This is a genomic window from Brachybacterium sp. AOP3-A1-3 (genome assembly GCF_052378285.1).
In the GTDB taxonomy this organism is placed as follows: Bacteria; Actinomycetota; Actinomycetes; order Actinomycetales; family Dermabacteraceae; genus Brachybacterium.
In genome coordinates, this window is record NZ_JBQSXM010000007.1 from 84,171 (window position 1) to 109,101 (window position 24,931).

20 protein-coding genes are annotated in these 24,931 nt (G+C 72.2%); 9 read left to right on the forward strand and 11 right to left on the reverse strand.

The features are described from left to right. Nucleotides 1-11: 11 nt before the first annotated feature. Complete coding sequence (locus ACT3T5_RS11315) at nt 12-3,398, reverse strand: ATP-dependent helicase (RefSeq protein ID WP_444594370.1); 3,387 nt, start codon at nt 3,396-3,398, stop codon at nt 12-14. Further along, entirely contained in the window at nt 3,395-6,592 is a 3,198-nt protein-coding gene (locus ACT3T5_RS11320; protein ID WP_444594371.1) for a PD-(D/E)XK nuclease family protein, read from the reverse strand. The genes ACT3T5_RS11315 and ACT3T5_RS11320 overlap by 4 nt, the downstream gene beginning before the upstream one ends. A gap of 120 nt (nt 6,593-6,712) precedes the next feature. On the opposite strand from ACT3T5_RS11320, the gene ACT3T5_RS11325 reads away from it, so the two are divergent. From ACT3T5_RS11325 to ACT3T5_RS11340, 4 genes are all read left to right on the forward strand, one after another. Then, nucleotides 6,713-7,363, forward strand: a complete 651-nt coding sequence (locus tag ACT3T5_RS11325) for a TetR/AcrR family transcriptional regulator (protein ID WP_193116220.1) — start codon at nt 6,713-6,715, stop codon at nt 7,361-7,363. A gap of 71 nt (nt 7,364-7,434) precedes the next feature. Continuing rightward, the gene (locus tag ACT3T5_RS11330) at nt 7,435-7,656 is read left to right on the forward strand and encodes a DUF3107 domain-containing protein (RefSeq protein ID WP_193116221.1); all 222 of its coding nucleotides are present in this window, start codon (nt 7,435-7,437) and stop codon (nt 7,654-7,656) included. Nucleotides 7,657-7,833: 177 nt separating this feature from the next. Continuing rightward, the gene (locus ACT3T5_RS11335; protein WP_444594372.1) at nt 7,834-9,429 is read left to right on the forward strand and encodes a metallophosphoesterase family protein; all 1,596 of its coding nucleotides are present in this window, start codon (nt 7,834-7,836) and stop codon (nt 9,427-9,429) included. Nucleotides 9,430-9,495: 66 nt separating this feature from the next. Next, nucleotides 9,496-11,376 (forward strand): DEAD/DEAH box helicase, encoded by a 1,881-nt coding sequence (locus ACT3T5_RS11340; protein ID WP_444594373.1) that lies wholly within the window; start codon nt 9,496-9,498, stop codon nt 11,374-11,376. A gap of 144 nt (nt 11,377-11,520) precedes the next feature. On the opposite strand, the gene ACT3T5_RS11345 is transcribed toward ACT3T5_RS11340, so the two are convergent. Together ACT3T5_RS11345 and ACT3T5_RS11350 are read right to left on the reverse strand one after the other, a co-directional pair. Next, nucleotides 11,521-12,150 (reverse strand): MarC family protein, encoded by a 630-nt coding sequence (locus ACT3T5_RS11345; protein WP_444578715.1) that lies wholly within the window; start codon nt 12,148-12,150, stop codon nt 11,521-11,523. Then, nucleotides 12,151-13,032: a PHP domain-containing protein gene (locus ACT3T5_RS11350; protein WP_444594374.1), complete on the reverse strand. Its 882-nt coding sequence runs from the start codon at nt 13,030-13,032 to the stop codon at nt 12,151-12,153. Between the two features lie 37 nt (nt 13,033-13,069). Here ACT3T5_RS11350 and ACT3T5_RS11355 point away from each other — a divergent pair, with 37 nt between their 5' ends. From ACT3T5_RS11355 to ACT3T5_RS11370, 4 genes are read left to right on the forward strand one after another with little or no spacing between them, the layout of a single operon-like run. Next, complete coding sequence (locus ACT3T5_RS11355; RefSeq protein WP_193116226.1) at nt 13,070-14,605, forward strand: aminopeptidase P family protein; 1,536 nt, start codon at nt 13,070-13,072, stop codon at nt 14,603-14,605. Next, complete coding sequence (locus ACT3T5_RS11360; RefSeq protein WP_319021490.1) at nt 14,602-15,930, forward strand: magnesium transporter MgtE N-terminal domain-containing protein; 1,329 nt, start codon at nt 14,602-14,604, stop codon at nt 15,928-15,930. The genes ACT3T5_RS11355 and ACT3T5_RS11360 overlap by 4 nt, the downstream gene beginning before the upstream one ends. A gap of 2 nt (nt 15,931-15,932) precedes the next feature. Beyond that, entirely contained in the window at nt 15,933-16,634 is a 702-nt protein-coding gene (locus ACT3T5_RS11365) for a DUF1003 domain-containing protein (RefSeq protein WP_444594426.1), read from the forward strand. Beyond that, nucleotides 16,631-17,779: an Mrp/NBP35 family ATP-binding protein gene (locus tag ACT3T5_RS11370; protein WP_193116227.1), complete on the forward strand. Its 1,149-nt coding sequence runs from the start codon at nt 16,631-16,633 to the stop codon at nt 17,777-17,779. The genes ACT3T5_RS11365 and ACT3T5_RS11370 overlap by 4 nt, the downstream gene beginning before the upstream one ends. Nucleotides 17,780-17,902: 123 nt before the next feature. Here the strand turns inward: ACT3T5_RS11370 and ACT3T5_RS11375 are convergent, their stop codons facing one another. After that, nucleotides 17,903-18,316 carry a twin-arginine translocase TatA/TatE family subunit gene (locus ACT3T5_RS11375; protein ID WP_444578712.1) on the reverse strand — a complete coding sequence of 138 codons (414 nt, stop codon included), beginning with the start codon at nt 18,314-18,316 and terminating at the stop codon, nt 17,903-17,905. Between the two features lie 133 nt (nt 18,317-18,449). On the opposite strand from ACT3T5_RS11375, the gene ACT3T5_RS11380 reads away from it, so the two are divergent. Next, nucleotides 18,450-19,112, forward strand: coding sequence for an O-methyltransferase (locus tag ACT3T5_RS11380; protein WP_444578711.1), 663 nt, complete (start codon nt 18,450-18,452; stop codon nt 19,110-19,112). A 210-nt stretch (nt 19,113-19,322) separates the two neighbouring features. On the opposite strand, the gene ACT3T5_RS11385 is transcribed toward ACT3T5_RS11380, so the two are convergent. The 6 genes from ACT3T5_RS11385 to ACT3T5_RS11410 form a co-directional block, all read right to left on the reverse strand. Continuing rightward, entirely contained in the window at nt 19,323-19,493 is a 171-nt protein-coding gene (locus ACT3T5_RS11385; protein ID WP_193116230.1) for a DUF3117 domain-containing protein, read from the reverse strand. 78 nt (nt 19,494-19,571) lie between these two features. Continuing rightward, nucleotides 19,572-19,733, reverse strand: coding sequence for a hypothetical protein (locus ACT3T5_RS11390; protein WP_444594375.1), 162 nt, complete (start codon nt 19,731-19,733; stop codon nt 19,572-19,574). Continuing rightward, complete coding sequence (locus ACT3T5_RS11395) at nt 19,730-20,467, reverse strand: LOG family protein (RefSeq protein WP_444578709.1); 738 nt, start codon at nt 20,465-20,467, stop codon at nt 19,730-19,732. The genes ACT3T5_RS11390 and ACT3T5_RS11395 overlap by 4 nt, the downstream gene beginning before the upstream one ends. Further along, on the reverse strand, nt 20,464-21,894 hold the full coding sequence (locus tag ACT3T5_RS11400; protein WP_444594376.1) for an APC family permease: 1,431 nt from the start codon (nt 21,892-21,894) through the stop codon (nt 20,464-20,466). The genes ACT3T5_RS11395 and ACT3T5_RS11400 overlap by 4 nt, the downstream gene beginning before the upstream one ends. Then, on the reverse strand, nt 21,891-23,000 hold the full coding sequence (gene dapE, locus ACT3T5_RS11405) for a succinyl-diaminopimelate desuccinylase (protein WP_444594377.1): 1,110 nt from the start codon (nt 22,998-23,000) through the stop codon (nt 21,891-21,893). Before dapE ends, ACT3T5_RS11400 begins: the two co-directional genes overlap by 4 nt. Before the next feature lie 129 nt (nt 23,001-23,129). Beyond that, nucleotides 23,130-24,890, reverse strand: a complete 1,761-nt coding sequence (locus tag ACT3T5_RS11410; RefSeq protein ID WP_444594378.1) for an FAD/NAD(P)-binding protein — start codon at nt 24,888-24,890, stop codon at nt 23,130-23,132. Between the last annotated feature and the right edge of the window lie 41 nt (nt 24,891-24,931).

The following is a 24,931-nucleotide window of genomic DNA, read 5'->3' on the forward strand; positions in this document are numbered from 1 at the left end:
CCCGGGCGCGATCAGCCCCCGGTGAGCATCTCCGCGATCCGTTCGCGGGACGGATGGCGCTGCACCTCGTGGGTGACGTCGTCGGCCACGAAGTGGAATGCCGTGCGGATCCGCTCCAGCGGGAGGCCCGTGCGCTCGTGCCAGGCCAGCCGGTACAGCGACAGCTGGAGGGCTCGTTCCCGCAGCTGAGCGGGCCGCGGCACCCGGCCCGTCTTCCAGTCCACGATGATGACGCCCCGAGCGTCGGGAGCCTCGTTGTCAGGGCTGTCAGGGCTGTCAGGGTCCTCGAACACCGCGTCGATGACGCCCCGCACGGCGATCTCCCCCACTCTGGTCTGGACCGGATATTCGACGGCGATCGGGGTGCGATGCGCCCACTGCGAGGCGTCGAAGGCCTCCCGCAGGGCGAGGTCATCACGGTGCGGCCCTTCGTCCTCCCCGAAGTCCAGGACGTCCTCCAGATCCAGCAGCGCGGTGCTGTCGTAGCGGGACTCGAGCCAGGCGTGGAAGGCGGTCCCCCGGGCGGCTGCCGGTGACGGCCGGCGCGGCAGGGGCCGCAGCAGGTCGATCGCCGCGCCCCGCGGGTCCTGGGCCTGGTGCACGACCTGGGAGGCGGACAGCCGCGGCGGGGAGTGCACGAGCGCAGGCGCGGCCTGCTGCTCGAGATCGTCGATCGCCCGCCGCACGGTCTCGGCGAGAGCCGGGTCCGTGACCTCCGGCGCCGACCTCCCTGGCACCAGATCCTCCGTGATCCCCTCGATCATCCCGGCGGCGCGGGCACGACGCCGCTCGGGCTCCCCCGGCGGTGGCGGCCACTGCGCCTGAGGCCGCTCCGACTCCAGCGGGTTGGTCTCGGGCACCTCCTGGACGGAGCGGAACTGCTCGGGGACCAGGTCGTGGATCTCGACCAGGTAGCGCGAGCGGGGGCGCGCGGTGGTCAGCCCTGCGCGCCAGGCGGCGGAGGTCAGCAGCAGGCGCCGGCGGGCCCGGGTGACCGAGACGTACATGAGCCGTCGGTCCTCGCGCAGGGACTCCTCGCCCTGGGCGAAGCGGTAGTCCTCGATGAGCCCCTCGGCATCGACCTGGGTGTCCGCCTCGGCCCAGGCCAGCTCGGGCAGGGTGTCCGCGTCGCCGCGCAGCGCGGTGGGGACCGACGCCGACGCGAGCTTGTCCAGCCACCCGTTGTCCGGAACCCGCACCCGGCCCGTCTCGTCGGTCTTCGCTCGGCGCAGGTCGTAGGAGGGCACGGAGCCCTCGGTGAGACCGGCCACGGCCACCAGGTCCCACTCCAGGCCCTTCGCGGAGTGCATGGTCACGATGGTCACCGCGCCGGCGTCTCCCTCCTCCTCGGTGTGCTCGGGTGAGGCGGACACGGCGAGCCCTGCTTCCTCGTCCTCGCTGATCTCGAGCAGGTCGAGATAGGCGCCGAGCCCGCCGCGCTGGGCGGTGCGGTCGAAGGCGGCGGCGTGGTCGCGCAGCGCTTCGAGGTCCGCCAGGACGCTCGAGCCGGGGTCGGCGGCGAGCAGGGTGAGGTCCACGTCCAGGACCCGCACGGCGGCCGTCACGAGGTCCGGCAGGGGCAGGGGCAGCAGACGCCGCATCTCCCTCAGGAGCTGCTGGATCTGCCGGAGCCGGTCCCGGCCGGACGTGGACAGGGAGCGCCCCGACGGGTCGGTCCAGCCGTCGGGCGGGAGATCGTCGACGGCGTCGACGAGCGAGACGGACTCGGCCTCGTCCTCGCCGCCGGGGGCGTCGGCCGTGCGGCGCAGGCGTGAGCCCATCCGGTCCCGCCACCGGCCCAGCACGGAGAGGTCACGGGCTCCTAGCCGGAAGCGCGGCCCGGTGAGCAGGCGCATGAGGGCGTCACCGCGCCCCGGGTCGTGCGCGCACTGCAGCACGGCGCGCACGTCGGCCACCTCGGGGCGATGCAGGAGCCCGCCGAGGCCGACCACGTGGACCGCGAGGCCGCGCTCCTCGAGCCCCTCGACGAGGGCGGGGATCTGGCGGCGGGCGCGCACCAGCACGGCGGCCGACGCCTGCTCCGCAGCCTCTGCCGAGCCCCCTGCGCGGTCTGCCCCGTCCGCCCCGGCGGGCACCGCCTCGGAGATCTCGGCGCGGCGGGCGAGGATCCAGTCGGCGATGGCGCGCGCCTCCGCCCGTTCGTCGGAGGCCTCGAGGATCTCCGCGGCGCCCTCACCGGCGCCGGGGCGGGCCTGGAGCTCGGGGATGGTGAGTCCGGCGTCGGCCGAGCGCAACGGCGCGGCCAGAGTGTTCGCCACGGCGAGCACGGCCTGGTCGTTGCGCCAGGAGGTGGACAGGGTGCGCTGCAGCACGGGCTGCTCCGGGGTGGCGAACGTCGTCGCGAAGCCGGCGAGGGAGGCCGCCGACGCGCCGCGCCACCCGTAGATGGCCTGCTGGGGATCCCCGACCGCGCACGCGGCATGCCCGGGGCCGAACAGGTCCGTGAGCATCTGCAGCTGGGCGACGGAGGTGTCCTGGAACTCGTCGAGCAGGACCACGCGGTGCATGCGTCGGGCGAGCGCGCTCGCGGCGGGCACCTCGCGCGCCACCCGGGCCGCGAGGGAGACCTGGTCGGCGAAGTCCAGGGCGGAGCTGTCGGTCCGCAGCTGGGCGAAGCGCTCGAGCAGCGGGATCAGGGCGAGGCGGGACTCGAGGGAGGTGAGCACGGAGGCGACGGCCTTGGGTGTGGTGCGTCGGCGTCCTTCGACCTGGAGCGGGATCCCGCCGAGGTGGTCGTGGATCTCCTGGAGATGCTCGCGCAGCTGCTCGGGGGTCACGAGGTGGTCGGCGATCGAGGAGGTCAGCGACAGCAGGGCGGCGGTGAGCGTGGCCGGCGAGGCCTCGAGGTCCAGCGAGTCGTCCCAGCCCTCGACGATCGAGTGCGCGAGCTGCCAGGACGCCGAGGTCGACATCATGGTCAGCTCGGGGTCGATGCCGACGGCGAGGGCGTGCTCGCGCACCAGGTCCAGGGCGAAGCCGTTGTAGGTGTGCACCAGGGGGCGCTGCCCCACCAGCTCGTCGTGGCCGCGTTCGAGCCCGGGCGGCAGCGTGAGGCCCTCGGCGCGCATCGCGGCGGCCAGGGCGGTCAGCCGGGCGGAGATCCGGGCGGAGAGCTCGTGGGCGGCCTTGCGGGTGAACGTCAGCCCGAGCACCTGGCGCGGCTCGACGATCGCGTTGGCGATCAGCCACACCACCCGCGAGGCCATCGTCTCCGTCTTCCCGGAGCCGGCGCCGGCCACGACCAGCATCGGTGCCAGCGGGGCTTCGATGACGGCGACCTGCTCGGGCGTGGGCGGGGGCTGGTCCAGCAGGGCGGCGAGGGTCCCTGCGCTGAGCCGCCCGGGGCTGGTGGGCTCGGGGCCGATGTGCTCTGTCATAGCTGGCCTCCTTCGGGCTGCAGCGGGCAGCTGCTGCGCACGGCGCAGTGGGAGCAATGGGAGTTCAGGCGTGCGGTGACCGCGCGGCCGGCGACGTCCTCGGAGACCTGGGCGACGAGGGAGTCGAACCAGGCAGGGTCCTCCGCCTGGCCCAACGCGATCTGGGTGCGCACGGCGGCCTTCTTCCCGCCGGTGCCGACGTAGACCAGCTGGGCCCCGTTCAGCCGCTCCGGGGCGTCGTCCCCGAGCTGCTCGGCGAGCGCGCCGTCACGTACCGCGGCCTGGTAGGCGGCCAGCTGGAGGTCGTCCTGCGCAGCGGCCGCGGACTTCGCGTTCTTCCCCGATTTCAGGTCCACGACCCGCAGTCCGGTCGCATCCCCCTCGATCCGGTCGATGCTGCCGCGCAGCCGTACCCGCCCGAGGTCCACCTCGAAGGGGACCTCGACGGCGAGCGCCTCGGGCGCGGTGCGCAGATGCTCGGCGAGCAGGCGCGCGGCGTCCTCGGCCCGGCGCACCCGGCGGCGCCCGGACCAGGTCTCGGTGCCGGGCACCGATCGCAGCAGGGTGTGCAGCTCCTCGAGCAGGTCCTCGGCCCCGCCCTCGGGGCCCTGCGGATGGATCTGCGCGAGATGGTGCAGTGCGGTGCCGATGAGCTGCGCGGGCCCGCCGGAGCGGGTGCCGCCGGCGCGCTCCATGAGCCACGACTGCGGGCAGTCCACCGCCCGTTCGAGGGCCGACGGGGACAGGCCGATGACGGAGCCCTCGTCGTGCAACGGCGCGGTGCTGCTGGGATCCTGGTGGTACCAGCTGCTCGGATCCGTCCCGGGCGCGCCAGCGCGCGAGAGGGCGTGCAGGGCCAGCGCCGCATCGTGCGCACGCTGCGGGTCCTCGTCATGGAGCCTGCGGCGCAGCGCCGCGACCAGCTGTCGGGCATCAGGGGCCGGGCCCGGGTCCTGACGGAGCCGGTCGAGGTCGATCCAGGGCTCGCCGGCGCGCGCCGCGAGCGACGCGATCGCCTCGTGCAGGGCCGACGGCTCGAGCTGCTCGTCCTGGACGGCGGTGACCAGCACCCGGGTGCTGGCCCGGGCCATGGCGCTGATCGCGAGCCGCAGCTCGTCGGCGATCACCTGGCTGCGCTGGATGGCCCGCAGCGACTCGGGATCCGAGGGCAGCTCCGCGCCCGGCCGGGCGGCGGCCAGCAGGGAGAGCTCGGCCGCCCCGAACAGCGTCGAGCGCAGGCGCAGGTCGGGCCAGGCCCCCTCCTGGAGCCGGGCGAGCACGACGGTGTCGCGATGCTCGCCGGCGATCTGTGCGGGGGTGAGCACCGCGATCCGGCCGCGCGGGGCAGCGGCGGGGGCCAGCGTGTCCTCGACGACGGCCTGCGAGCGGATCTGCTCGACGAGGTCGAGGGCCCCCGCACCGGGGCGGCGCGCGGTGAGCCGCTCGGCCGCGGCGAACAGCTCGAGCAGCGCATCCAGTCGGGAACCGGCGAGCCGTGCACGGGCCCCGTCGACATCGCCCGGGGCCCCGAGCGCCGCCCGGCGCCAGCCACCGGCGAGCGCTGCGGCGTCCCAGGCCGCCCAGATGATCTGTTCGGCATCGGCCGTGCGATGGTCGCGCACGGCCCGGATCATCGCGCGCACCCGATGCACCGGGGCGGCGGCGCGGTCCCGGTCCTCGGGGTCCGGGAGGCCGGGGACCTCCGGCTCCACGAGCGCCCGCGCGAGCAACTGGTCGCTGGGGATCTCCGAGGCGGGGTCCAGGGAGCGCTGCGCGCTCAGCAGGAGGCGCCGGATGCGCCGCAGCCGCAGCGTGTCCGCGTCGCCGAAGGGACCGCGCAGCAGGTCACCGGCCACCTGGGGGTCCACGGGAGTCCCCTCCGGAGCGAGTCCGACCTCCAGGACTGTGAGGAGGTCCGCGATGACCGGCACCTCCCGCAGGGGCTGGGGTCGGCGCGGCACGCGCACGGGCAGACCGGTGCGGGAGAGCAGATCGGCGACGTCGGCGACGGCGGAGCCGGAGCGGCACACCACGGCCATGTCGTCGTAGTCGATCTGCTCGCGGTGGTGCAGATCGCGCAGGGCGGAGCCGATCAGGCGCGCCTCATCGAGCGGGTCGTCGGCCTGGAGCACGGCGATCCCGGGGCCGTCGGCCGCTCGGGGGCGGCGGGAGTCCGCCGTGGCGCCGGCCAGCGGGAGCCGGCCGCGCAGGGAGTCGACCCCGGCCACGATGCCCGGGGCGATCCCCGGGGAACCGGTGAGGGTGATCTCGGACAGCGGCCGACGCAGGAGATCGCGCAGTCGGTCCGCGGCATCCGGCAGGGCGCCGCGGAAGGTATCCACCGCGGAGTCCGGGCTGCTGCAGATCATCACGCTCGACCCGGCCGCGGCGAGCGCCGCCACGAGGGCGACGCCGGCGGTGGTGAGGTCCTGGGCGTCGTCGACCACCACGGTGTCGAAGGGGGCCGCGGTCCGGGGGTCCTCGAGCAGGCGGACGGCGCGGCGCACCAGGCCCCCGGAGTCCAGGCGGGGCCCGGCATCCAGAGCAGCAGAGGCCTCGAGGTCGAGCACACCGAGGTAGTCGCGCAGGATCGCCGCGGCGTCGCACCAGGCGGGCCTGCCGCGCTCACGACCGAGGCGGTCCAGATCGCCCGGCGCCAGCCCGAGCTCCGTGGCGCGGGTGATGAGGTCGCGCAGCTCGGTGCGGAAGCCGGGCAGGGTGCGGGCTCCCGGATCGACGTCGAGGTTCCAGCTCTCCCGTCCGGCGATCAGCTCCGCCAGCAGGGAGTCCTGCTCCGCCCCGGTGACCAGGGTCGGCTCGCCGAGACCGCGGGAGAGGGCGTCGGCCCTCAGGAGGGCGTGGCCGAGGGCGGGCGGCGTCATCGCCCGCACCTCGCCGGCCCCGTGCACGGCGAGGGCGTCGCGCAGGCGCCCGGCGGCCTGGCGTCGCGGCGCCAGCAGCAGAGTCCTCTCCCCGGCCTGCGCCGCGGCCGCGAGGGCGAGCGTCGTGCGCCCGCTCGCGGGCCCGCCGTGCACCATGACGTCGGCCCCACCGAGCAGCAGCTCCAGCGCGTCCTGCTGCGGGCCGTCGAGCTCCCCGGCGGGGAGGACCGCCGGGAGGGCGGCCAGGTCGGGTCCGAGCAGACGGATCCCCTCGCTCGGGCTCCGCCCCGCACCGCTCGTCGTCCTGCTCATCGTCATTCCCCTATTCCACCTCACGCGGAGGACGTTCGAACCGTCCCGGCGGGCGGTGACGGGGCGGTAGAGTGTCACGCATCACTCGGACCCCGTCATCCCCTCCGGAGGTCGATGAGCATGTCTCCGTCACCCACCACACGGATGCCTCGCGCCCAGCGTCGCACCCAGCTCCTGGAGCTCGCCACACAGGTGTTCACCCGGAAGGGCTATCACGGCACGTCGATGGACGACATCGCGGCGGCCGCCGGGGTCACCAAGCCCGTTCTCTACCAGCACTTCGACTCGAAGGTCACGCTGTACCTGGAAGTCATCGACATCATCGCCGTGGGCCTCCTGGCGGAGGTGAGGGAGATCGGCGCCTTCGAGGGCGACACCACGCAGCGGGTGCGCTACGGGATCACCCGTTTCTACGAGCTGATCTCCGTCCAGAACGCCTTGAGGCTGTTCACCGGCAACGAGTCGATCTCCGACGAGGTGCAGGAGCGGGCGAGCGCGGTGCTCGACCAGATGGCGATCGACCTGGCCGAGGTGCTCACGGCATTCCGCGAGATGAGCACGGCGCAGTCGAGGATCATCGGACGGGGGCTCATCGCCGCCACCCAGACCACGGCGCTGCTGCTGCACGACGCGCAGGATGATGTCGAGCGCGAGGAGATCCTCGAGGTCATGTCCACCTTCATGGTGCACGGACTGGCCGGTTTCACGCCTCGGGAGGGCACGGCGGCCACCGGCTCTGCGCTGGGAGCGGACGCCCCCGCCTCGTCCTGATCCGCCGGGTAGGCTTTCTGACATTCAGCATCGGACGTCCCCGCCTCAGAGGCGGAGGGAAGGACATCGCCATGGAGATCCGCATCGGCATCCAGCACTCGCCCCGCGAGATCGTCATCGAGTCCACGGAGAAGGCGGAGGAACTGCTCGAGCGTCTGAACACCGCCGTCGCCGAGGGCTCCCCCGTCACCCTGGTCGACGACAAGGGCCGCACCGTGCTCGTCCCCGGCGCCAAGGTCGCGTACGCGGAGCTCTCCACCGAGGAGCCCCGCCGCGTCGGCTTCCTCGGCTGAGCATCCATGACCTCGTCGTCAACGGGGAACGGTCCGTCGGGATCGGCGGGCTCGGCGGGTACTCCTGGGGGCGCAGAATCCCCCACAGGCACGGATCCTGCCGTCCCGACGTCGGAGGACACCGCCGCTGACCCGGAAACGGCAGCGGAGGCCGCGGCGCGGCATCGCCGTCGCCGGGTGCGCACCCTCCGAGCCCTGCACGTCTCGACCACGACGGTCGTGGCCCTGCTGGGAGCGATCGTGGGCCTCATGCTGGTCCCCGCGACCCGGGTCGACATCGGCCCGCTGACCGCGAGCGTGCACCTGCGCCCGTCGCTGACCTCGGAGACCGTGCTCCTGCTGCCGCCGGTCGGCGAGGTCTCCTTCGACACCCACACGGCCCCCGTGCGCATCGAGGCGCGTGTGCAGGGCGTCGACATCGCCAAGGCCGAGGCGCTCTTCTACTCCAGCACGGGCTTCACCGAGCTCACCCGCACCGCGCCGGAGGCGATCATCCGCGCGGCCGCCCTCAATGCCGTCCTGAACGCCCTGTTCGCGGCCGCCGGCGCCGGTCTCATCGTCGGCCTCACCTTCCGTCGGGTGCGGCGTGCGCTCATCGCCGGCGGCAGCGCCGTGGCGCTGGTGGGCGTCTCGGTCGCGATGACCTCCGTGACGTTCCGACCCGATTCGCTGTACCAGCCGAAGTTCGACGGCCTGCTCTCGCAGGCGACCTACATCGCAGACATCGGCCAGGCCACGGCCGCCGACTACCAGAACTATCGCAGCACCCTCGCGGAGTTCGTGGGTCAGGTCTCCGCCCTGTACATCGCCGCGGACTCCCTGCCCGTGGGACTCGACGAGGACAACCTGATCTCGGTCCTCCATGTCTCCGACATCCACGACAACCCCCAGGCCTACGACGTCATCGAACAGCTGCACACGCAGTTCGCGATCGACATGGTCATCGACACCGGCGACATCGTCTCCTGGGGCACCCCGGTGGAGACCCAGCAGCTGAGCGTGATCGGCGGGCTCGGGATCCCCTATGTCTACGTCAGCGGCAACCACGACGGTGCGGCGTCCGCGGCGAAGATCGCCGAGCAGCCCAATGCGACCGTCGTGGACAACGAGGTCGTCGAGGTCGCCGGCCTGCGGATCGCCGGGATCGGCGATCCCCGCTTCGCCGCGGACGACGACTCCGACGCCGGCGGCTGGCGCGAGGGCACCGAGGCGATGGCCGCGAGCGGATTCCAGCTCGGGGACACCATCACTGCCTACGACGAGGCGCACCCCGATGCTCCGGTCGACCTCGCCCTGATGCATGATCCGACGCAGCCCCAGGGACTCGAGGGTCGCGTGCCGATGGTGCTCTCGGGCCACATGCACACCTCGAAGGTGGAGCTGGACCGGGATGGCTCGGGCACGGACTGGTTCACCGTCGGCTCCACCGGCGGCGCGCTCGCCTCAGGCGGCGTGCTGCCCGTGCTGAAGGGTGACGCCCCGCTCGACCTCACCGCCAGGATGCTCTACTTCGACAAGGACACCCGGCGCCTCGTCGCGTACGACGACATCGTCATGGGCGGCCTGGGCCTCGTCTCGGTATCCATCCAACGCACCCAGATGCCCACGGAGGTCCCGGAGCTCGAGGTCCCCGACGGCGCCGAGACGCCCGAGGCCCCGATCCCCGAGGACCAGGAGGTCGAGCCGGGCAAGGGCCTGCCGGACGAGGAACGCGTCACCCCGACGGATCCGGTCAGTCCGCTCCCCGAGGTCAGCGACGCCGGCGAGGGCTGATGACGGATGCACGGCGGCCCCGGGGGCTACCATGGCAGTGCTTACCCATGACCAGAGAGTTGAATGGTGCCTGAATCCATCCCGCACATCGATGAGGCCGTGTCGGCCTCCCCCGCCGTCGAGCTGAGCTCCGGCACCCCGAACACGAACGAGGCTCCTGTCGCCGTCGAGCCTCAGCAGACCTTCGCGGACTTCGACGTCCGCTCCGACATCGTCGATGCCCTCGCGGCGAAGGGGATCATCCATCCCTTCCCGATCCAGTCGATGACCCTGCCGATCGCCCTGCGCGGTCGCGACATCATCGGCCAGGCGAAGACGGGCACCGGCAAGACCCTCGGCTTCGGCATCCCCCTGCTGCAGGCGGCGATCGCCCCCGGCGAGGACAACCCGGACGACCGACCCATCGGCAAGCCGCAGGCCCTCATCGTGCTGCCCACGCGCGAGCTCGCGGTGCAGGTGGCCGAGGATCTCATCGCCGCGTCGGCCAAGCGGCCGGTGCGCATCCTCACCGTCTACGGCGGTCGCGCCTACGAGCCCCAGATCGAGGCGCTCGAGCGCGGCGTCGAGGTGGTCGTCGGCACCCCGGGTCGTCTGATCGACCTCATGCGCCAGAAGTACCTGGACCTGTCCCAGGTGCGCACCGCGGTGCTCGACGAGGCCGACGAGATGCTCGACCTCGGCTTCCTCGAGGACATCGAGAAGCTCCTGCAGGCTGTGCCCACCACGCGCCAGACCATGCTCTTCTCCGCGACGATGCCCGGCCCGATCATGGCCCTGGCCCGTCGCTTCATGAACCGTCCCACGCACATCCGTGCCCAGGACCCCGATGACGGTGCGCGCACCAAGGCCGACATCAAGCAGGTCGTCTACCGTGCGCACCAGCTCGACAAGATCGAGGTCATGGCCCGGATCCTGCAGGCTCGTGGGCGAGGCCTGACGATCATCTTCATGCGCACGAAGCGCCAGGCGGACCGGGTGGCCGGCGATCTCGCCGATCGTGGCTTCGCCGCCGCCCCGCTGCACGGCGACCTCGGCCAGGGCGCCCGCGAGCAGGCCCTGCGCGCGTTCCGCAACGGCAAGATCGACGTGCTGGTCGCGACCGACGTCGCCGCCCGCGGCATCGATGTCACCGACGTGACCCACGTCGTGAACTGGAACTGCCCGGACGACGACAAGACCTACCTGCACCGCACCGGCCGTACGGGCCGCGCGGGCAAGAAGGGCACTGCGGTGACCTTCGTCGACTGGGAGGACCTGGCGCGCTGGGGGCTCATCGCCCGTCAGCTGGGGCTGGATTCTGCCGAAGCGGTCGAGACGTACTCGACGTCGGATCACCTCTTCGCCGAGCTCGACATCCCCACCGAGGCCAAGGGCACCCTGCCCAAGAACAAGCGCACCCGCGACGGTCTCGAGGCCGAGACGCTCGAGGATCTCGGCGGTCCCGAGAGCGGACGCGGTGGCCGCGACAGCGGCCGTGGCGGACGTGACGGCGGACGCGGTGGACGTGACGGGGGCCGTGGAGGCCGCGACGGCGGCCGTGGTGGACGTGACGGCGGCCGTGGTGGCCGCGAGGGCGGGCGCGGCGAACGCAGCTCCGCGCCGCGTGAGGACCGGGCACCTCGTGAGGACCGGGCGCCTCGTGAGGACCGGGCACCTCGTGAGCAGGCGGCCGACGGCACGAGCGATCGTCCCCGTCGCACCCGCTCGCGCACCCGCCGGGTGAACGGTGATGTCGTGGCCGGCTCGGGCGACTCCGCGCCCAGCAGCGCACCGGCCACCAGCTCCGCATCGAGCAGCGCACCGGCCAGCAGCTCCGGCCCCCGGAGCGAGAAGCCGTCCGAGGGAAGCGGCGAGGACCGTACTCGTCGGCGTCGTTCCCGCGGAGGCCGCAGTCGCAGCCGCGGCGGCGAGGGCCAGCAGGCGCAGAGCTCCGGTTCCGACGCCTGACCCACCCGGACATCACGACGGCCCTGCAGCGAGCACCAGCTCGCGGCAGGGCCGTCGTCCTGTTCCAGCCTGCGCAGCTCCTCGCGGGCGCCGGCTGACTCGCGGGAATCACCCGGCTCGCGGGCATCAGCCGACTCGCGAGGATCAGTCGGCGATGACGCCCCACGCGACCAGGAACGACCGGATCGCGTCGAAGATCATCTGCGTGCTGATCGCCGCCAGCAGCACGCCGGAGATCCGGGTGACGAGTGTGACGCCGCCGTCACCCAGCACCCGGGCGATCACCCCCGCGAAACGCATCGCGAGGTACATCGACAGCGCGAGGGCCACCATGGCGATCGCGAGCGAGATGATCCGCGGGGCCTCACCGCCCGTCTGCTGCACGAAGAGCATGACGGCCACGATCGCTCCCGGACCGCCCAGCAGCGGAGTGCCCAGCGGCACCAGGGCCACGTTCACCCCGTCGCTCGCCGCCATCTCGCCCTCCTTGCCGGCGAGCAGCTGGAGCGCGACGATCAGCAGCAGCAGGCCGCCGGAGAACTGCAGCGCCGGCAGCGAGATGTGCATGTAGTCGAGGATGAAGCGCCCGAACACCGCGAACACAGTGATGATCAGCATCGCCACCGCGACGGCGACGAGAGCCGCACGGGACCGCTGCTTCGCGGTCATGGTGCTGGTCAGGGAGAGGAAGATCGGGACGGTGCCCGGGGGATCGATGATGACGAAGAGGGTGACGAACACTCCCGTGAGGAAGCTCAGGTCGACCAGGTTCACTTAGCGTATGACCTCGGTGCTGCTCGTGGCGCGGCGGGTGATCGCGTCCAGGACGTCCGGCTGCGTGAGGTTCTCTCCGAGCCGGTTGGGTTTTCCCGCGCCATGATAATCGCTGCCGCCGGTGATCAGGAGGTCGTGGGCGGCCGCGAAGTCCCGCAGCCGCGCGCGTTCTGCCTCATCGTGCTCCCGGTGGTCGACCTCGACGCCCGCGAGACCCGCTTCCACCAGCTCCTCCAGCAGCTCCACGGGCAGGTCCGCATCACGGGTCACGGAGCCGGGATGGGCCACGATCGCCACTCCCCCGGCATTCCGGATCGCTCGCACCGCGGCGACCGGTGACGGCGCGTAGTACGGCACGTAATAGGGCCCGGACGGCTTGAGGATCTCCTGGAACGCGGCGGAGCGGTCCGGGACGGTTCCATAGGCGACGAGGGCGTCGGCGATATGGGGCCGTCCGATCACGGTCGACTCCCCGGCGGCCTGCGCTCGCACGTCGTCCCAGGTGATCGGATAGTCCTGGGAGATCAGTTCGACCATCGCACGGGCACGATCGACGCGGGAGGCGCGGGCCCGGGCCATCTCGGCGGCCAGCTCGGTCTCCGGCGACGGATCCACCAGGAGGGCCAGGACATGGATGCTCAGACTCCCGTGCTCCGCAGAGACCTCGATGCCCGGCACCGCGGCGACGCCGCTCGCGGCGACCGCGGCGGGCAGCTCCTGCCACCCGGCGACCGTGTCGTGGTCGGTGAGGGCGAGGACATCCAGATCAGCCTTCCGCGCACGGGAGAAGAGCTCCCGCACATCGCAGGTGCCGTCGGACCAGGACGTGTGGGCATGCAGGTCGATGCGCGCCGCGCGGGGCTGGTTGGACCGCTCACTCATACGCCCAGCGTAGTCCGCGTCATGAGACCATCGGGGGGTGAGCACCGAGAGCATCGAAACCAGCACAGATCGCACGGACGACACGAAGGACCTCGCGAGCCGCGGTGACACCCGCAGCCAGCGACCCACCAACGAGGCCTTCCGTGAGTTCATCTCCTCCGGGTGGGACGAGACGGTCCCTGATGCGGAGCGCCGCGAGGCCGCGGATTTCACGCCCGCGCGCCGCGATGCCCTGGTGCGCCGTCTGCCCGCGACCCGGCTGGTGCTGCCCGCCGGTGTGCTGAAGGTCCGTTCGAACGACACCGACTACCCCTTCCGCCCGGAGACGGCCTTCGCCTACTTCACGGGGCTCGGCACCGACGAGGAGCCCGACAGCGTGCTCGTCGTCGAGCCGTCGGCCGAGGATCCCGAGCGTGCGGTGGCGACGTACTTCTTCCGCCCGCGCGCCGGTTTCGACACCTCGGAGTTCTACGCCGATTCCCGCTACGGCGAGATGTGGGTGGGGCGGCGCCCCACCGTCGCCGAGGCCTCCCAGCGTCTGGGCATCGAGGTGCGCCACATCGACGAGCTGCGCGACCATCTCGCCAAGGACGTCGGGGCCCAGCTGTCGCTGTCGGTCATGCCCTCGGTCGATGCCGCCGTCGAGGCGATGGTCCAGGAGATCCGCACCCAGAACGGCCTCACCGACGGAGCCGACGCCACGGCGGAGTTCGACCGTCTGAAGGAAGCCGCGAGCGAGCTGCGGCTGGTCAAGGACGAGTACGAGGTGCGCCAGATGCGCGCGGCGGTCGATGCGACCATCCGCGGCTTCGAGGACGTCATCACCCGCCTGCCCGAGGCCGTCGGCCATGAACGCGGCGAGCGCGTCATCGAGGGCGTCTTCGCGGCCGCCGCGCGCGCCGAGGGCAACGGCGTCGGCTATGACACCATCGCCGCCGCCGGCGACCACGCCTGCACCCTGCACTGGACCCGCAACACCGGGGCGGTGCGCGGGGACGAGCTGGTGCTGATCGACGCCGGCGTCGAGATCGATTCGCTGTACACGGCGGACGTCACCCGTACCCTCCCGGTCTCGGGGAGCTTCTCCCCCGTCCAGCGCAGAGTCTACGAGGCCGTGCTCGAGGCCGCCGACGCCGCCTTCGCCGTCGCCCGCCCGGGTCTGCACTTCCGTGATCTGCACACCGCGGCGATGACGGTCCTCGCCGCCCGCCTCGAGGAGTGGGACCTGCTGCCCGGCACCGCCGCGGAGTCGCTCTCCCCCGAGGGCCAGTGGCACCGTCGCTGGATGCCCCATGGCACCAGCCACCACCTGGGCATGGACGTGCACGACTGCGCCCAGGCCCGCCGCGAGATGTACCTCGACGCCGAGCTCGAGCCCGGCATGGTCTTCACCATCGAGCCGGGGCTGTACTTCAAGGAGAACGACCTGCTGGTCCCCGAGGAGCTGCGGGGCATCGGCGTGCGTATCGAGGACGACGTCCTGGTGACCGAGGACGGCGTGGAGAACCTCTCCGCCGCCGCCCCGCGCCGGGTCGAGGACGTCGAGCGCTGGATCGCAGAGCTCCGGCGGTGAGCACCACGTCGCCGCCGCGCTTCTACGCGGCACGTCTGGTCGGCACCACCGTCTTCGATCCCCTCGGGGATGCCGTCGCACGGGTGCGGGACATCGTCGTGCTCCCGCAGTCGCGCGGCGCGGCGCGCGCCGTCGGCCTCGTGGTCGAGGTCGCCGGCAAGCGACGCGTGTTCCTCCCGATCACCCGTGTCACCGCCATCTCCCCGGGCCAGGTGATCTCCACCGGGGTGCTCAACGTGCGCCGTTTCGAGAAGCGCTCCGGTGAGCTCCTGGTGGTGGGCGACCTGCTCGATCGTGCGGTGACCCTGACCGACGGCACCGGCGGGGCGACGGTGCTGGACATCGCGCTGGACCAGAACCGGCACAAGGACTGGGAGGTCTCCCGGCTGCACCTCCGGCGCCCTCGCCGTGGCAGCTCCTTGAGCCGTCTCGTGTCCCGCGGCGAGACACTCACGGTGGAGCTGAACGAGGTCACCGGCCTCTACGGCACCCAGGAGGAGCAGTCCGCGCATCTGCTGGCCGCGTCCTACCAGGACCTCAACCCCGCCGACCTCGCCGAGATCCTCCAGGAGCTCGACGCGAAGCGCCGCATCGAACTGGCCGGGGAGCTGGCCGACGAGCGCCTGGCGAACGTGCTCGAGGAGCTGCCCGAGGACATCCGGGTCGAGGTCGTCACCGGGCTGGACGCCACCCGTGCGGCGGACATCCTCGACGCGATGGACCCCGACGACGCCGCGGACCTCGTCCAGGAGCTTCCCGAGCAGGTCGCCTCCCAGCTGCTGAACCTCATGGAGCCGGAGGAGGCCGAGGACGTCCGTCGGCTCCTGGCCTATGACGAGTACACCGCCGGCGGCATGATGACCACGGAACCGCTCATCGTGGCCCCGGAGACCCCGGTCGCGCACTGCCTGGCCATGATCAGCCGAGAGGCGCTGCACGCCGCCCTGGCCTCGACCGTGCACGTGTGCCGCTCCCCGCTGGAGACCCCGAGCGGGAAGCTGCTGGGCATCGTCCATTTCCAGCAGCTGCTGCGGGAGCGTCCCGACCGGCCCGTGGGCGAGATCCTCGACAACGACAAGGTCGCCGTCCGCCCCACCGCACCGCTGTCCGCGGTGACCCGCGAGATGGCCACCTACAACCTCGTCTCGATCCCGGTGATCGACGAGGAGGGCCGCCTGCTGGGGGCGGTCACCGTCGATGACGTGCTGGACCACATGCTCCCCGATGACTGGCGCGAGCAGGACGAACCCGTTCCCACCACCGGACAGATCGACCTGTCCGAGATCGCCCGGGCCACCGCCCGTGATACCGCGAAGGAGGGCTGATGATGGCCGAGCACAACCCTGCACCGCTCGATGATCCGTCGCCCCGCCGCACCGCCCTCCTGCGCAACCCGTTCCGCGGAGATGCCTTCGGCCGCGGCGCCGAAGGGTTCGCCCGCATGATGGGCACCCCGGCCTTCCTGGTCGGGATGACGCTGTTCTGCGCGATCTGGCTGACCTGGAACTCCCTGGCCCCGGTCTCCGCGCAGTTCGATCCGCGCGCGCTGAACTTCACCCTGCTCACGCTGATCCTGTCCCTGCAGGCCTCCTACGCCGCGCCCCTGCTGCTGCTCGCGCAGAACCGCCAGGACGACCGCGACCGGGTGCAGGCCGAGCAGGACCGCCAGTCCAACGATCGCAACCATGCGACCACGGACTTCATCACCCGCGAGATCGCCTCGCTGCGTCTCGCGCTCAACGACGTCGCCACGCGCGACTTCGTGCGCGGCGAGCTGCGCGATCTGCTCGAGGACCTCGAAGCGGACCAGTCGGGGACCGAGGGCCGCAACGCGGTCGGCGGGCGCGGCTCCCGGGGGGACCGCGGCGCCGCTGGCCCGCTGGACGCGGACTCGCTGCGCACCATCCTGCGTGAGGAGATCGATGCCGTGCTGAGCGAGCGCGAACGCACCGGCTCTTCCGACGCCTCCGACAGTTCCGGCACCGCCGGCCTCCCGATCGAACTCCCGAAGGAGCAGAACACTCTGTGACCACCGCTGATTCCGTGCCCGCCGACGACCGTGTCGCCCAGATCCATGAGGCGCTGGCCGGGGTGATCGACCCCGAGATCCATCGGCCCATCACCGAGCTCGGGATGGTCGACTCGGTGACCGTGGATGACGAGGGCATCGCCCGCGTGCAGGTGCTGCTCACCATCGAGGGCTGCCCCATGCGCGATCGCATCGAGCGGGACACCGCCGAGGCGACCGCGACGGTCCCCGGGCTCAGCCGGGTCGAGGTGAGCACGAGCGCCATGACCGAGGAGCAGCGGCGCGAGCTCACGGACCGGCTGCGCCAGGGGCGCCGCCAGATCCCCTTCAACCAGCCCGGTTCGCTCACCCGGATCTACGCGATCTCCTCCGGCAAGGGCGGTGTCGGCAAGTCGACGGTGACCGCGAACCTCGCCGCCGCGATGGCCGCCGACGGGATGCGGGTCGGGGTCATCGACGCCGACATCCACGGTTTCTCGATGCCCGGCATGTTCGGCATCACCGACCAGCCCACCAAGGTCTCCGATCTGCTGATGCCGCCCGAGGCGCACGGCGTGGCCGTCATGAGCATCGGGATGTTCGTGCCGGAGGGCCAGGCCGTAGTGTGGCGCGGCCCGAAGATGCATCGGGCGATCGAGCAGTTCGCCTCCGACGTGTTCTGGGGTGACCTGGACGTGCTGCTGCTGGACCTGCCGCCGGGCACCGGCGATGTGGCGATCTCGGTCGCGCAGCTGCTGCCCGGGGCCCAGATGGTCGTGGTGACCACTCCGCAGCAGTCCGCCGCCTCGGTCGCGGAGCGGGTCGGCTCGCTCGCGAGCTCCACGGAGCAGGAGATCGCCGGGGTGGTCGAGAACATGGCCGGCCTCACCCTGCCCGACGGCACGGTGATGGACGTCTTCGGCTCCGGTGGCGGCGACCGGGTCGCCGAGACCCTGGCGGGGGCAGTCGGTCATGACGTGCCCGTGCTGGGCCGTATCGGCCTGGATCCTGCTCTGCGCGAGGGCGCCGATCAGGGGATCCCGCTGGTGCTCTCCTCCCCGGACTCCCCCACGTCGATGGCGCTCAAGGGCGTCGCCCGGGCGCTGGTGCGCAAGCCGCGCGGCCTGGAGGGGATGAAGCTGCCGCTGACCGTGGCGCGGCACTGAGCATCACGCCGCACGCGGGGTCACCCGGTGCAGGCACGAGGTGCTGACTGCCGGGTGGTGCAGAGGGCCGGGTCCTGAGTGCTGGGTGCTGGGTGCAGGGTGCAGGGTGCAGGGTGCTGAGGCTCAGGTGGCCTCGGGGTCGAAGGGGGCCCGCTTGGGGCCGTCATCCTTCGAGCCCTTGGAGGACTTGGACTTGGACTTCGACGCCGCACCTGCCGCTCCGGCCCCGGCGGCGACGGAGAGCGACTCCTTGCTGGGCAGCAGCTCCTCGATGTCCGTGTCGCCCCAGGCTTCACGGATGATGCGACGGGGATCGTACTGGCGAGGATCGTACTTCTTGAGATCCTCCATGGCGATGCCCATCTCGTCCTCGACGGTCGCCCGGGAATCATCGACCCAGCGACGCGCCTGACGGACCCACTGCACGAGCTGGCGCGTGACGTCCGGGAGCCGCTGCGGGCCGACGATCACGAGGAACACGATGATGAGAATGACGAACTCCCACCCGCCGAGTCCCATGAATCCGGTGCCGCCCATGTCCCACCTGTACGTGTCGTCCGCTGGTATGCAGTGCCATTATGGCATCGCACACGGCTGCGGGTTCCCAGCCTCGCCAGGTTCCTGACATAGTCTGGGCCAGATCGTACGGGCCCACGGAAAGGATGCAGTCATGTCGTCGGGAAAGGTGGCCAGCTGGGCCCATGGTGAGGAGTTCGTCGACGAGGCGATCCTCTTCGCCGACGACGGCGTCCTCGCCCGTGCCAGGGAGAGGGGCAACGAGCTCGGAGCGACTCCCGTGCTCCCCGGGGCCGGTGCGCTGATGCGCGTGCTCGCCGCGGCCGTGCAGGCGAAGTCGGCCGTCGAGATCGGCACCGGCAGCGGCGTCGGCTCCCTCTATCTGCTCTCCGGTATGCATCCGGACGGCGTGCTGACCACGATCGACCCCGAGGTGGAGAACCAGCGGGCGGCGCGTCAGTCGTTCACCGAGGCGAAGATCCGTTCACCGCGGGTGCGCACGATCGCGGGCAACCCTCGCGATGTCGTCGGTCGCCTCACCGATCACGCCTATGACCTGGTGAGCTTCCCCGCGCAGGCCCCGCACGCGCTGGATCTGCTCGCCCATGCCCGTCGGCTGCTGCGCCCGGGCGGCGTCCTGGTGATCCCCCACGCGCTGTTCCACGACCGGGTCGCGGATCCGGCCGCGCGTGATGCGGACACCCGTTCCGTGCGCGCCCTGCTCAAGGCCGTCGCCGACTCCGAGGACCTGGTGCCCGCGCTCGCGGGCAGCGGCGACGGAGTGCTCGCCGCGGTCCTGCGTCCCGTCTCGGCCTGAGCGGCCGCCCTCCAGTCTGAGCCGTTGTCGTCCGGTCTGAGGCGATCAGCTCGGACGGGGACCGACGCGACCTGATCATTTCGGGCCTGATGGAACACGGCTGTTCAGATCGGACCTGATGGGATCGGGCCACCCAGCTGGCCCAGCACGGACGACGACAGCCCCGCACCTGGTAGGTGCGGGGCTGTCGACGGCGGCCTGGCCCGGCTGTCAGGACGGGATGACGCCCTGCAGGGCGTCACGAAGCTCCACGGCTTCCGACGCGGCGATCTCGACGACCAGACGGCCGCCTCCCTCGAGCGGAACCCGCATGATGATGCTGCGTCCCTCTTCCACGACCTCGAGCGGACCGTCCCCGGTGCGCGGCTTCATAGCAGCCATGGCGTGCCTCCTTGATGGTGTCGCTGCCCAGAGTGGCTCCCCCGGACGGGGCCTCCGGCAGCGCGCGTACGGTGGCTATTATCTCAGGTTCTTCGACCGGATCGAGCGCCTTGCCCGCCGACGCCTCCGCGGAGCCTCGATTCCGGCCCCGATCCGGCCTGTCGCGAGCAGCACCATGAGCACGGCGACCACCGCTGCGACCAGCAGGAGCAGCAGCACGATGGGGGTGGCTGCGGTCATCTCCGAGCCGCGTCGCGCAGCACGTCGAGAGCTTCCTGCGCGGTGTCGACCACGCGCAGCAGGTCGATGTCGCCGGGGTTGATCGTGCCACCGTCGAGAACAGCGCTGGTCAGCCAGTCGATCAGGCCCTGCCAGTAGGCGCGGCCCACGAGCACCACGGGGAACATGTCGATCTTGTGGGTCTGCATGAGGCACAGCGCCTCGAACAGCTCGTCGAAGGTGCCGAAGCCGCCGGGCATCACCACGAAGCCGCTGGAGTACTTCACGAACATCGTCTTGCGGGCGAAGAAGTACCGGAAGTCGACGCCGAGGTCGACATACTCGTTCATCCCCTGTTCATGGGGCAGCTCGATCCCGAGGCCCACGGAGATCCCGCCCGCCTCCTGGGCGCCCCGGTTTCCCGCCTCCATGATGCCGGGGCCTCCGCCGGTGATCACGGCGTAGCCGAGATCCACGACGCCCCGGGCGATCTCGAGCGCGCACTGGTAGGACGGGTCGTCCTCGCGCAGCCTCGCGGAGCCGAAGATCGAGATGGCCGGCCCCAGCTCGGCGAGGGCCCCGAAGCCCTCCACGAACTCCGACTGGATGCGCATCACCCGCCACGGGTCCGAATGCACCCACTCACCGGGTGCGTTCTCCTCCAGCAGCCGCTGGTCCGTGGTGCGGGTGGGGCGCTGGGTGCCGCGCAGGGTCACGGGCCCTTTGCGGTGCCGTTCTCGTTCCTCGGGAGTCATGGGGCGAGCGTAACCGCTGCCGCGGCGATCCGGCGGCGGCGCAGCAGCAGCACCACCGCGCCGAGCACCGCCCAGATCGCCCCCACGATCAGCGCGAGAGGGCTCGAGGCGGTGAGCACGGCGATCAGCAGTCCGGCGCCGACGATGGGAACGATGACGTGACGCAGCGGGCGCACCGGGCCACCGCGGCGTCGCACCACGAAGTAGCCGATCACCGAGGCGTGCACGAGCACGAATCCGGTGATCGCGCCGACGTCGACCATCGAGGACACGATGTCCAGCCCGTCGCCCCGGCTCGCGGCCCACACGGCGATCAGGACGTTGCCGGTGGCGGCCACGAGCAGGCCGACGATCGGCACCCCGGTGCGGGCCGAGACCCGGGAGAAGATGGACGGGAGGGACCCGGAGCGGCCCATGTCCCAGATGATGCGGCTCGCGGCCGCCTGGCCCACGAGGGCGCTGAAGATCGCGCCGATCGCCTTCGCGAGCGCGAGCAGCCAGTGCAGCAGCGGGGAGATCGAGGAGTCGACCATCGCGTAGTAGGCATCGCCCTGGAGGGAGGGGTCGGCCTGCAGCTCGGCCGTGGTCACCGGGGAGAGCAGGGCGCCGAGGTAGGTCTGGATCATGAACAGCGAACCGGCGACGATCAGGCAGATCAGCGTCGCCCGGCCCACGATCGAGACCCGGCCGCGGGTCTCCTCCGCGAAGGTCGCGAGGGCGTCGAAGCCGAGGTAGGACAGCACGGCGACGCTCACGGCGCCGAGCACGAGCCGCGGATCGAGCCCGGCCGTTCCCCCGGTGAAGGGATCCAGCCAGCCGCGCACCGGCCCGCTGGTCGCGAGCACCACGGTCCCGGCGACGACGACCGCAGCGAGCACGACCACCTCCACCAGCACGACCACGGTCGAGACCCACGCGGTGACGGTGACCCCGGCGAGGTTGAGTCCCGTGGAGACGACGACCGCGACCAGCACCAGCACCCAGACCGGGATCTGCGGGAACAGCGAGTGCAGGGCGATGCCGCTGAAGAGATAGGCGACCGACGGGATCAGCAGGTAGTCCAGGAGCATCATCCAGCCGCCCATATGCCCCACAGAGCGGCTGATGCCCTCGGAGGCGTAGGCGAAGACGCTGCCGGCACGCGGCACCGCGGCGGACATCAGCGCGTAGCTCGAGGCGGTCAGGGCCATCACGAGCGTGGCGACCAGATAGACCACCGGCACCACGCCGCCGGACTTCGCGTCCAGCGTGCCCCAGACCCCCACGGCGGCCGCCGGGCCGATGAACACGAGGCCGTAGGCGAGCAGCTGCGGCAGGCTGATGCTGCGCCGCAGGCCGGAGTCGGAGATCTCCGTCGAGGGTCCGGAACCGGTGGCGGGGCCGGAGCCGCTGGCAGCGTCGCGACCGTTCGCGCGCTGTCCGCTCACCGTGCGGTCACACCCAGCCACCGACGCAGCGCGGCGAGCGCCACCCGGAGATCCTCGAGCGGCACGTGCTCGTCATCGGTGTGGGCGAGCAGCGGGTCGCCGGGCCCGTAGTTCACCGCCGGGGTCCCGAGCGCCGAGAAGCGGGCCACGTCGGTCCAGCCCTGCTTGGCGGAGACGGGCACGTCGCCGAGGGCGGCGAGGAACTCGCGGGCCGCGTCGTCGCCGAGGCCGGGCAGGGCGCCCGCGGCGGAGTCGGTGACCACGATGTCGAGGTCGAGTCCGGTGAGCACCTCGCGCACATGCGCCTCGGCCTGCTCCGGGGTGGTGTCCGGGGCGAAGCGGTAGTTCAGGGTCATGCGGGCGAGATCGGGGATGACGTTCCCGGCGATGCCCCCGGAGATCGCGACGGCGTTGAGGCACTCGCGGTACTCGAGGCCGTCGATCACGGCGCGGCGCGCCTCGTAGGCCGCGAGCCGCTCGAGCACGGGGGCGAGGTGGTGGATCGCGTTGTCCCCCACCCAGTCCCGCGCCGAATGCGCGGCGGTCCCACGGGCGGTGACCTCGAGCTTCATGGTGCCCTTGCAGCCGCCCTCGACGCCCGCCGAGGTGGGCTCGCCGAGGATCGCGAAGTCCGCCTCGAGATGCTCGGGATGCTCGGCGGCGATGCGGGTCAGGGAGTTGTCCGCCGCGGCGACCTCCTCGTGGTCGTAGAAGATCCAGGTGAGGTCCACCGGGGCGGCGTCGGCCTCCACGGCGAGCTTGAGGAACACCGCGTCGCCGCCCTTCATGTCGCACGTCCCGCGCCCCACGAGCTCCTCGCGGCCGTCGCGGGTGCGGCGGGAGGAGGGGAGGTTGTCGGCGACGGGGACGGTGTCCAGGTGACCGGCCAGCAGCACGCGGCGCTCGAGGCCGCGATCGGTGCGGGCGATGACGGTGTCGCCGTCGCGGATCACCTCGAGATGGTCCGCGTGCTCACGCAGCGCGGCCTCGACCGCGTCGGCGAGCGCCCCCTCGTTCCCGGAGACGGATTCGATGTCGACGATCGCGGCGGTGAGCTCGACGATGTCGGCGTGGGGGTCCAGGGCAGGGGCGACGCTGTTGTGCATGCGGCCATTGTGCCCCTCCCGTTGCGCCCCTCCCGTTTCGCCCCTCCGGTTGCACCCCTCCGTCGCACCCCTCCGGGTGTGCCCCACCGGTCGCGGGTCTCGCGAGCGCGGGCTTCGGGAAGGTGGGGCTCAGTCCGCGCCCAGCGCCCCTCCGGCACGGGCGAGCCGCAGGGCGACCGCCTCGGCATGGCGCAGGAGCTGGGCGGACGTTCCCGGCTCCGCGCTGATCGCCGAGCCGGGCTGCGCGGTGCTCACGGGCACGCCCACCAGGAGCCGACGCTCGTAGACGGTGTCGTCGAGGCCGACGGGCGCGTACAGTCCGTCCACCGCGATCGACCCGGTGAGCATCCGGCGCCGGCTGCCGCGGGAGGCCCAGGAGTCCTTCTGGACCTCGCCGCGCTCGCGCCAGGCGCCTAGGAGCGGGCTGCGATAGGCGGGCAGGTCCACCGGCGGCAGGTGGGCCTCGAGCACGCCGTCGCACAGCGTGGTCTCCCCGTCGGCCGAGCGCACCACGAAGCGCCCCGCCTCGTCATCGATGTCCAGGTGCATCCGCGGGCCGGCGAACCGGACCAGCCCGGTCTCCTCGAGGGCGAGCACCTGCCGGGCTCGCAGCACCGGAGGCCCCGAGGCCCAGGAGGCGAAGGCGTTGCGCAGGTGCTTGTCGATGTCGCCGCGCACCGATTCCGTGGTGTAAGCGCCGAGGTCGACCAGGCGGTTGACCTGGACGCGCAGGGCGATCAGCACCCGGTACACGAGCAGCCAGGCAGGGTCCGGCCGCGTCGCATCGTCCAGAGCCCGCCGCAGCACGTCGCGCGTGTGCCGGTGCGGATCGGCGCTGCCCCCGCCGCGCCGGCCGAAGGGGAACAGCAGGTGCAGCAGGGCGTCGTCGGTGGCGAGCTCGCTGTGGCCCGCCTCGTCCAGCGCGCGCCGCAGCTCGGCGAGCATGAGCGGCATGACGTCGCGTTCGTGGTCCACGCCGGCGGAGCGCACCGCGATCTCGAGCACCCGCTCACCGGTGAGGATCTGCGGCGTGTAGGGCGCGGGCACCTCCGCCCCGAGGTCGGGCTTGGGCCGGTAGACCATGCCGGAGCGCGAGCCGACGATCAGCACCGGTTCCTGCCCGCCCGGGAGGTAGCGCAGGCCCGACGGCGTCGTGTCATCGGGGACGAACCGGCCGCCGGCGACGGCGGTGAGCATGCCGACCGCGTCGTAGAAGTTCAGTCCCATCCCCTGCACGGCGACCGTCTCCCGGCCCAGCAGAGCGGCGTAGTCCACGTCCAGGGGGTTGGCGGGCGCGAGGTGCACCAGGCCGTGGCGCTCGGCGGCATCCGCGAGCTGCTGGGAGCGGGGCCCCAGCGCGGTGGGCAGGTGGCCCAGGGCGAGCGCGACGGCGTCGGCGCGCAGCACGCGCCCGTCGTCCAGCCGCACCCGCTGGATCCCGTCGGCCGGTCCGGTGACGTCGACGGCCTCGGCGGCGTGCTGCACGATCCGCAGGCGAGCGGGGTCGGCGTCGGCCTCGGCGGTCGCCAGCACGTGGGCGAGATAGCGGCCGTGGGCCGCGCGGGAGGCGAAGTCGCTCGGGCCGAGGCCCTCCGCGGCGAGATGATCGGCCAGGGTCTCGGTGCGCGGCGCGGGCACCAGCGGGTGGCAGGAGGCATCGGGATACATCGTGGTCTGGCAGGTGGTGGTGTTCATCAGCAGCACGTCGGGCTGGTCGTGCCGCCAGACGGCGCCGCCGCGGCCGACGTAGGGATCGATGAGGTGCACGGTGAGCCCGCCGTGCCAGTCCTCCCGATGGGAGGCCGCGACCAGGCGCTCGATGATCGCTGTCCCCCGCGGACCGGCACCGATCACGGCGACGGTGCGGGCGGGGTCGGTGGCGGCGGTCATTGGACCAGTATGGCGCGAGCAGATCCGCTCCTGGACGGTCC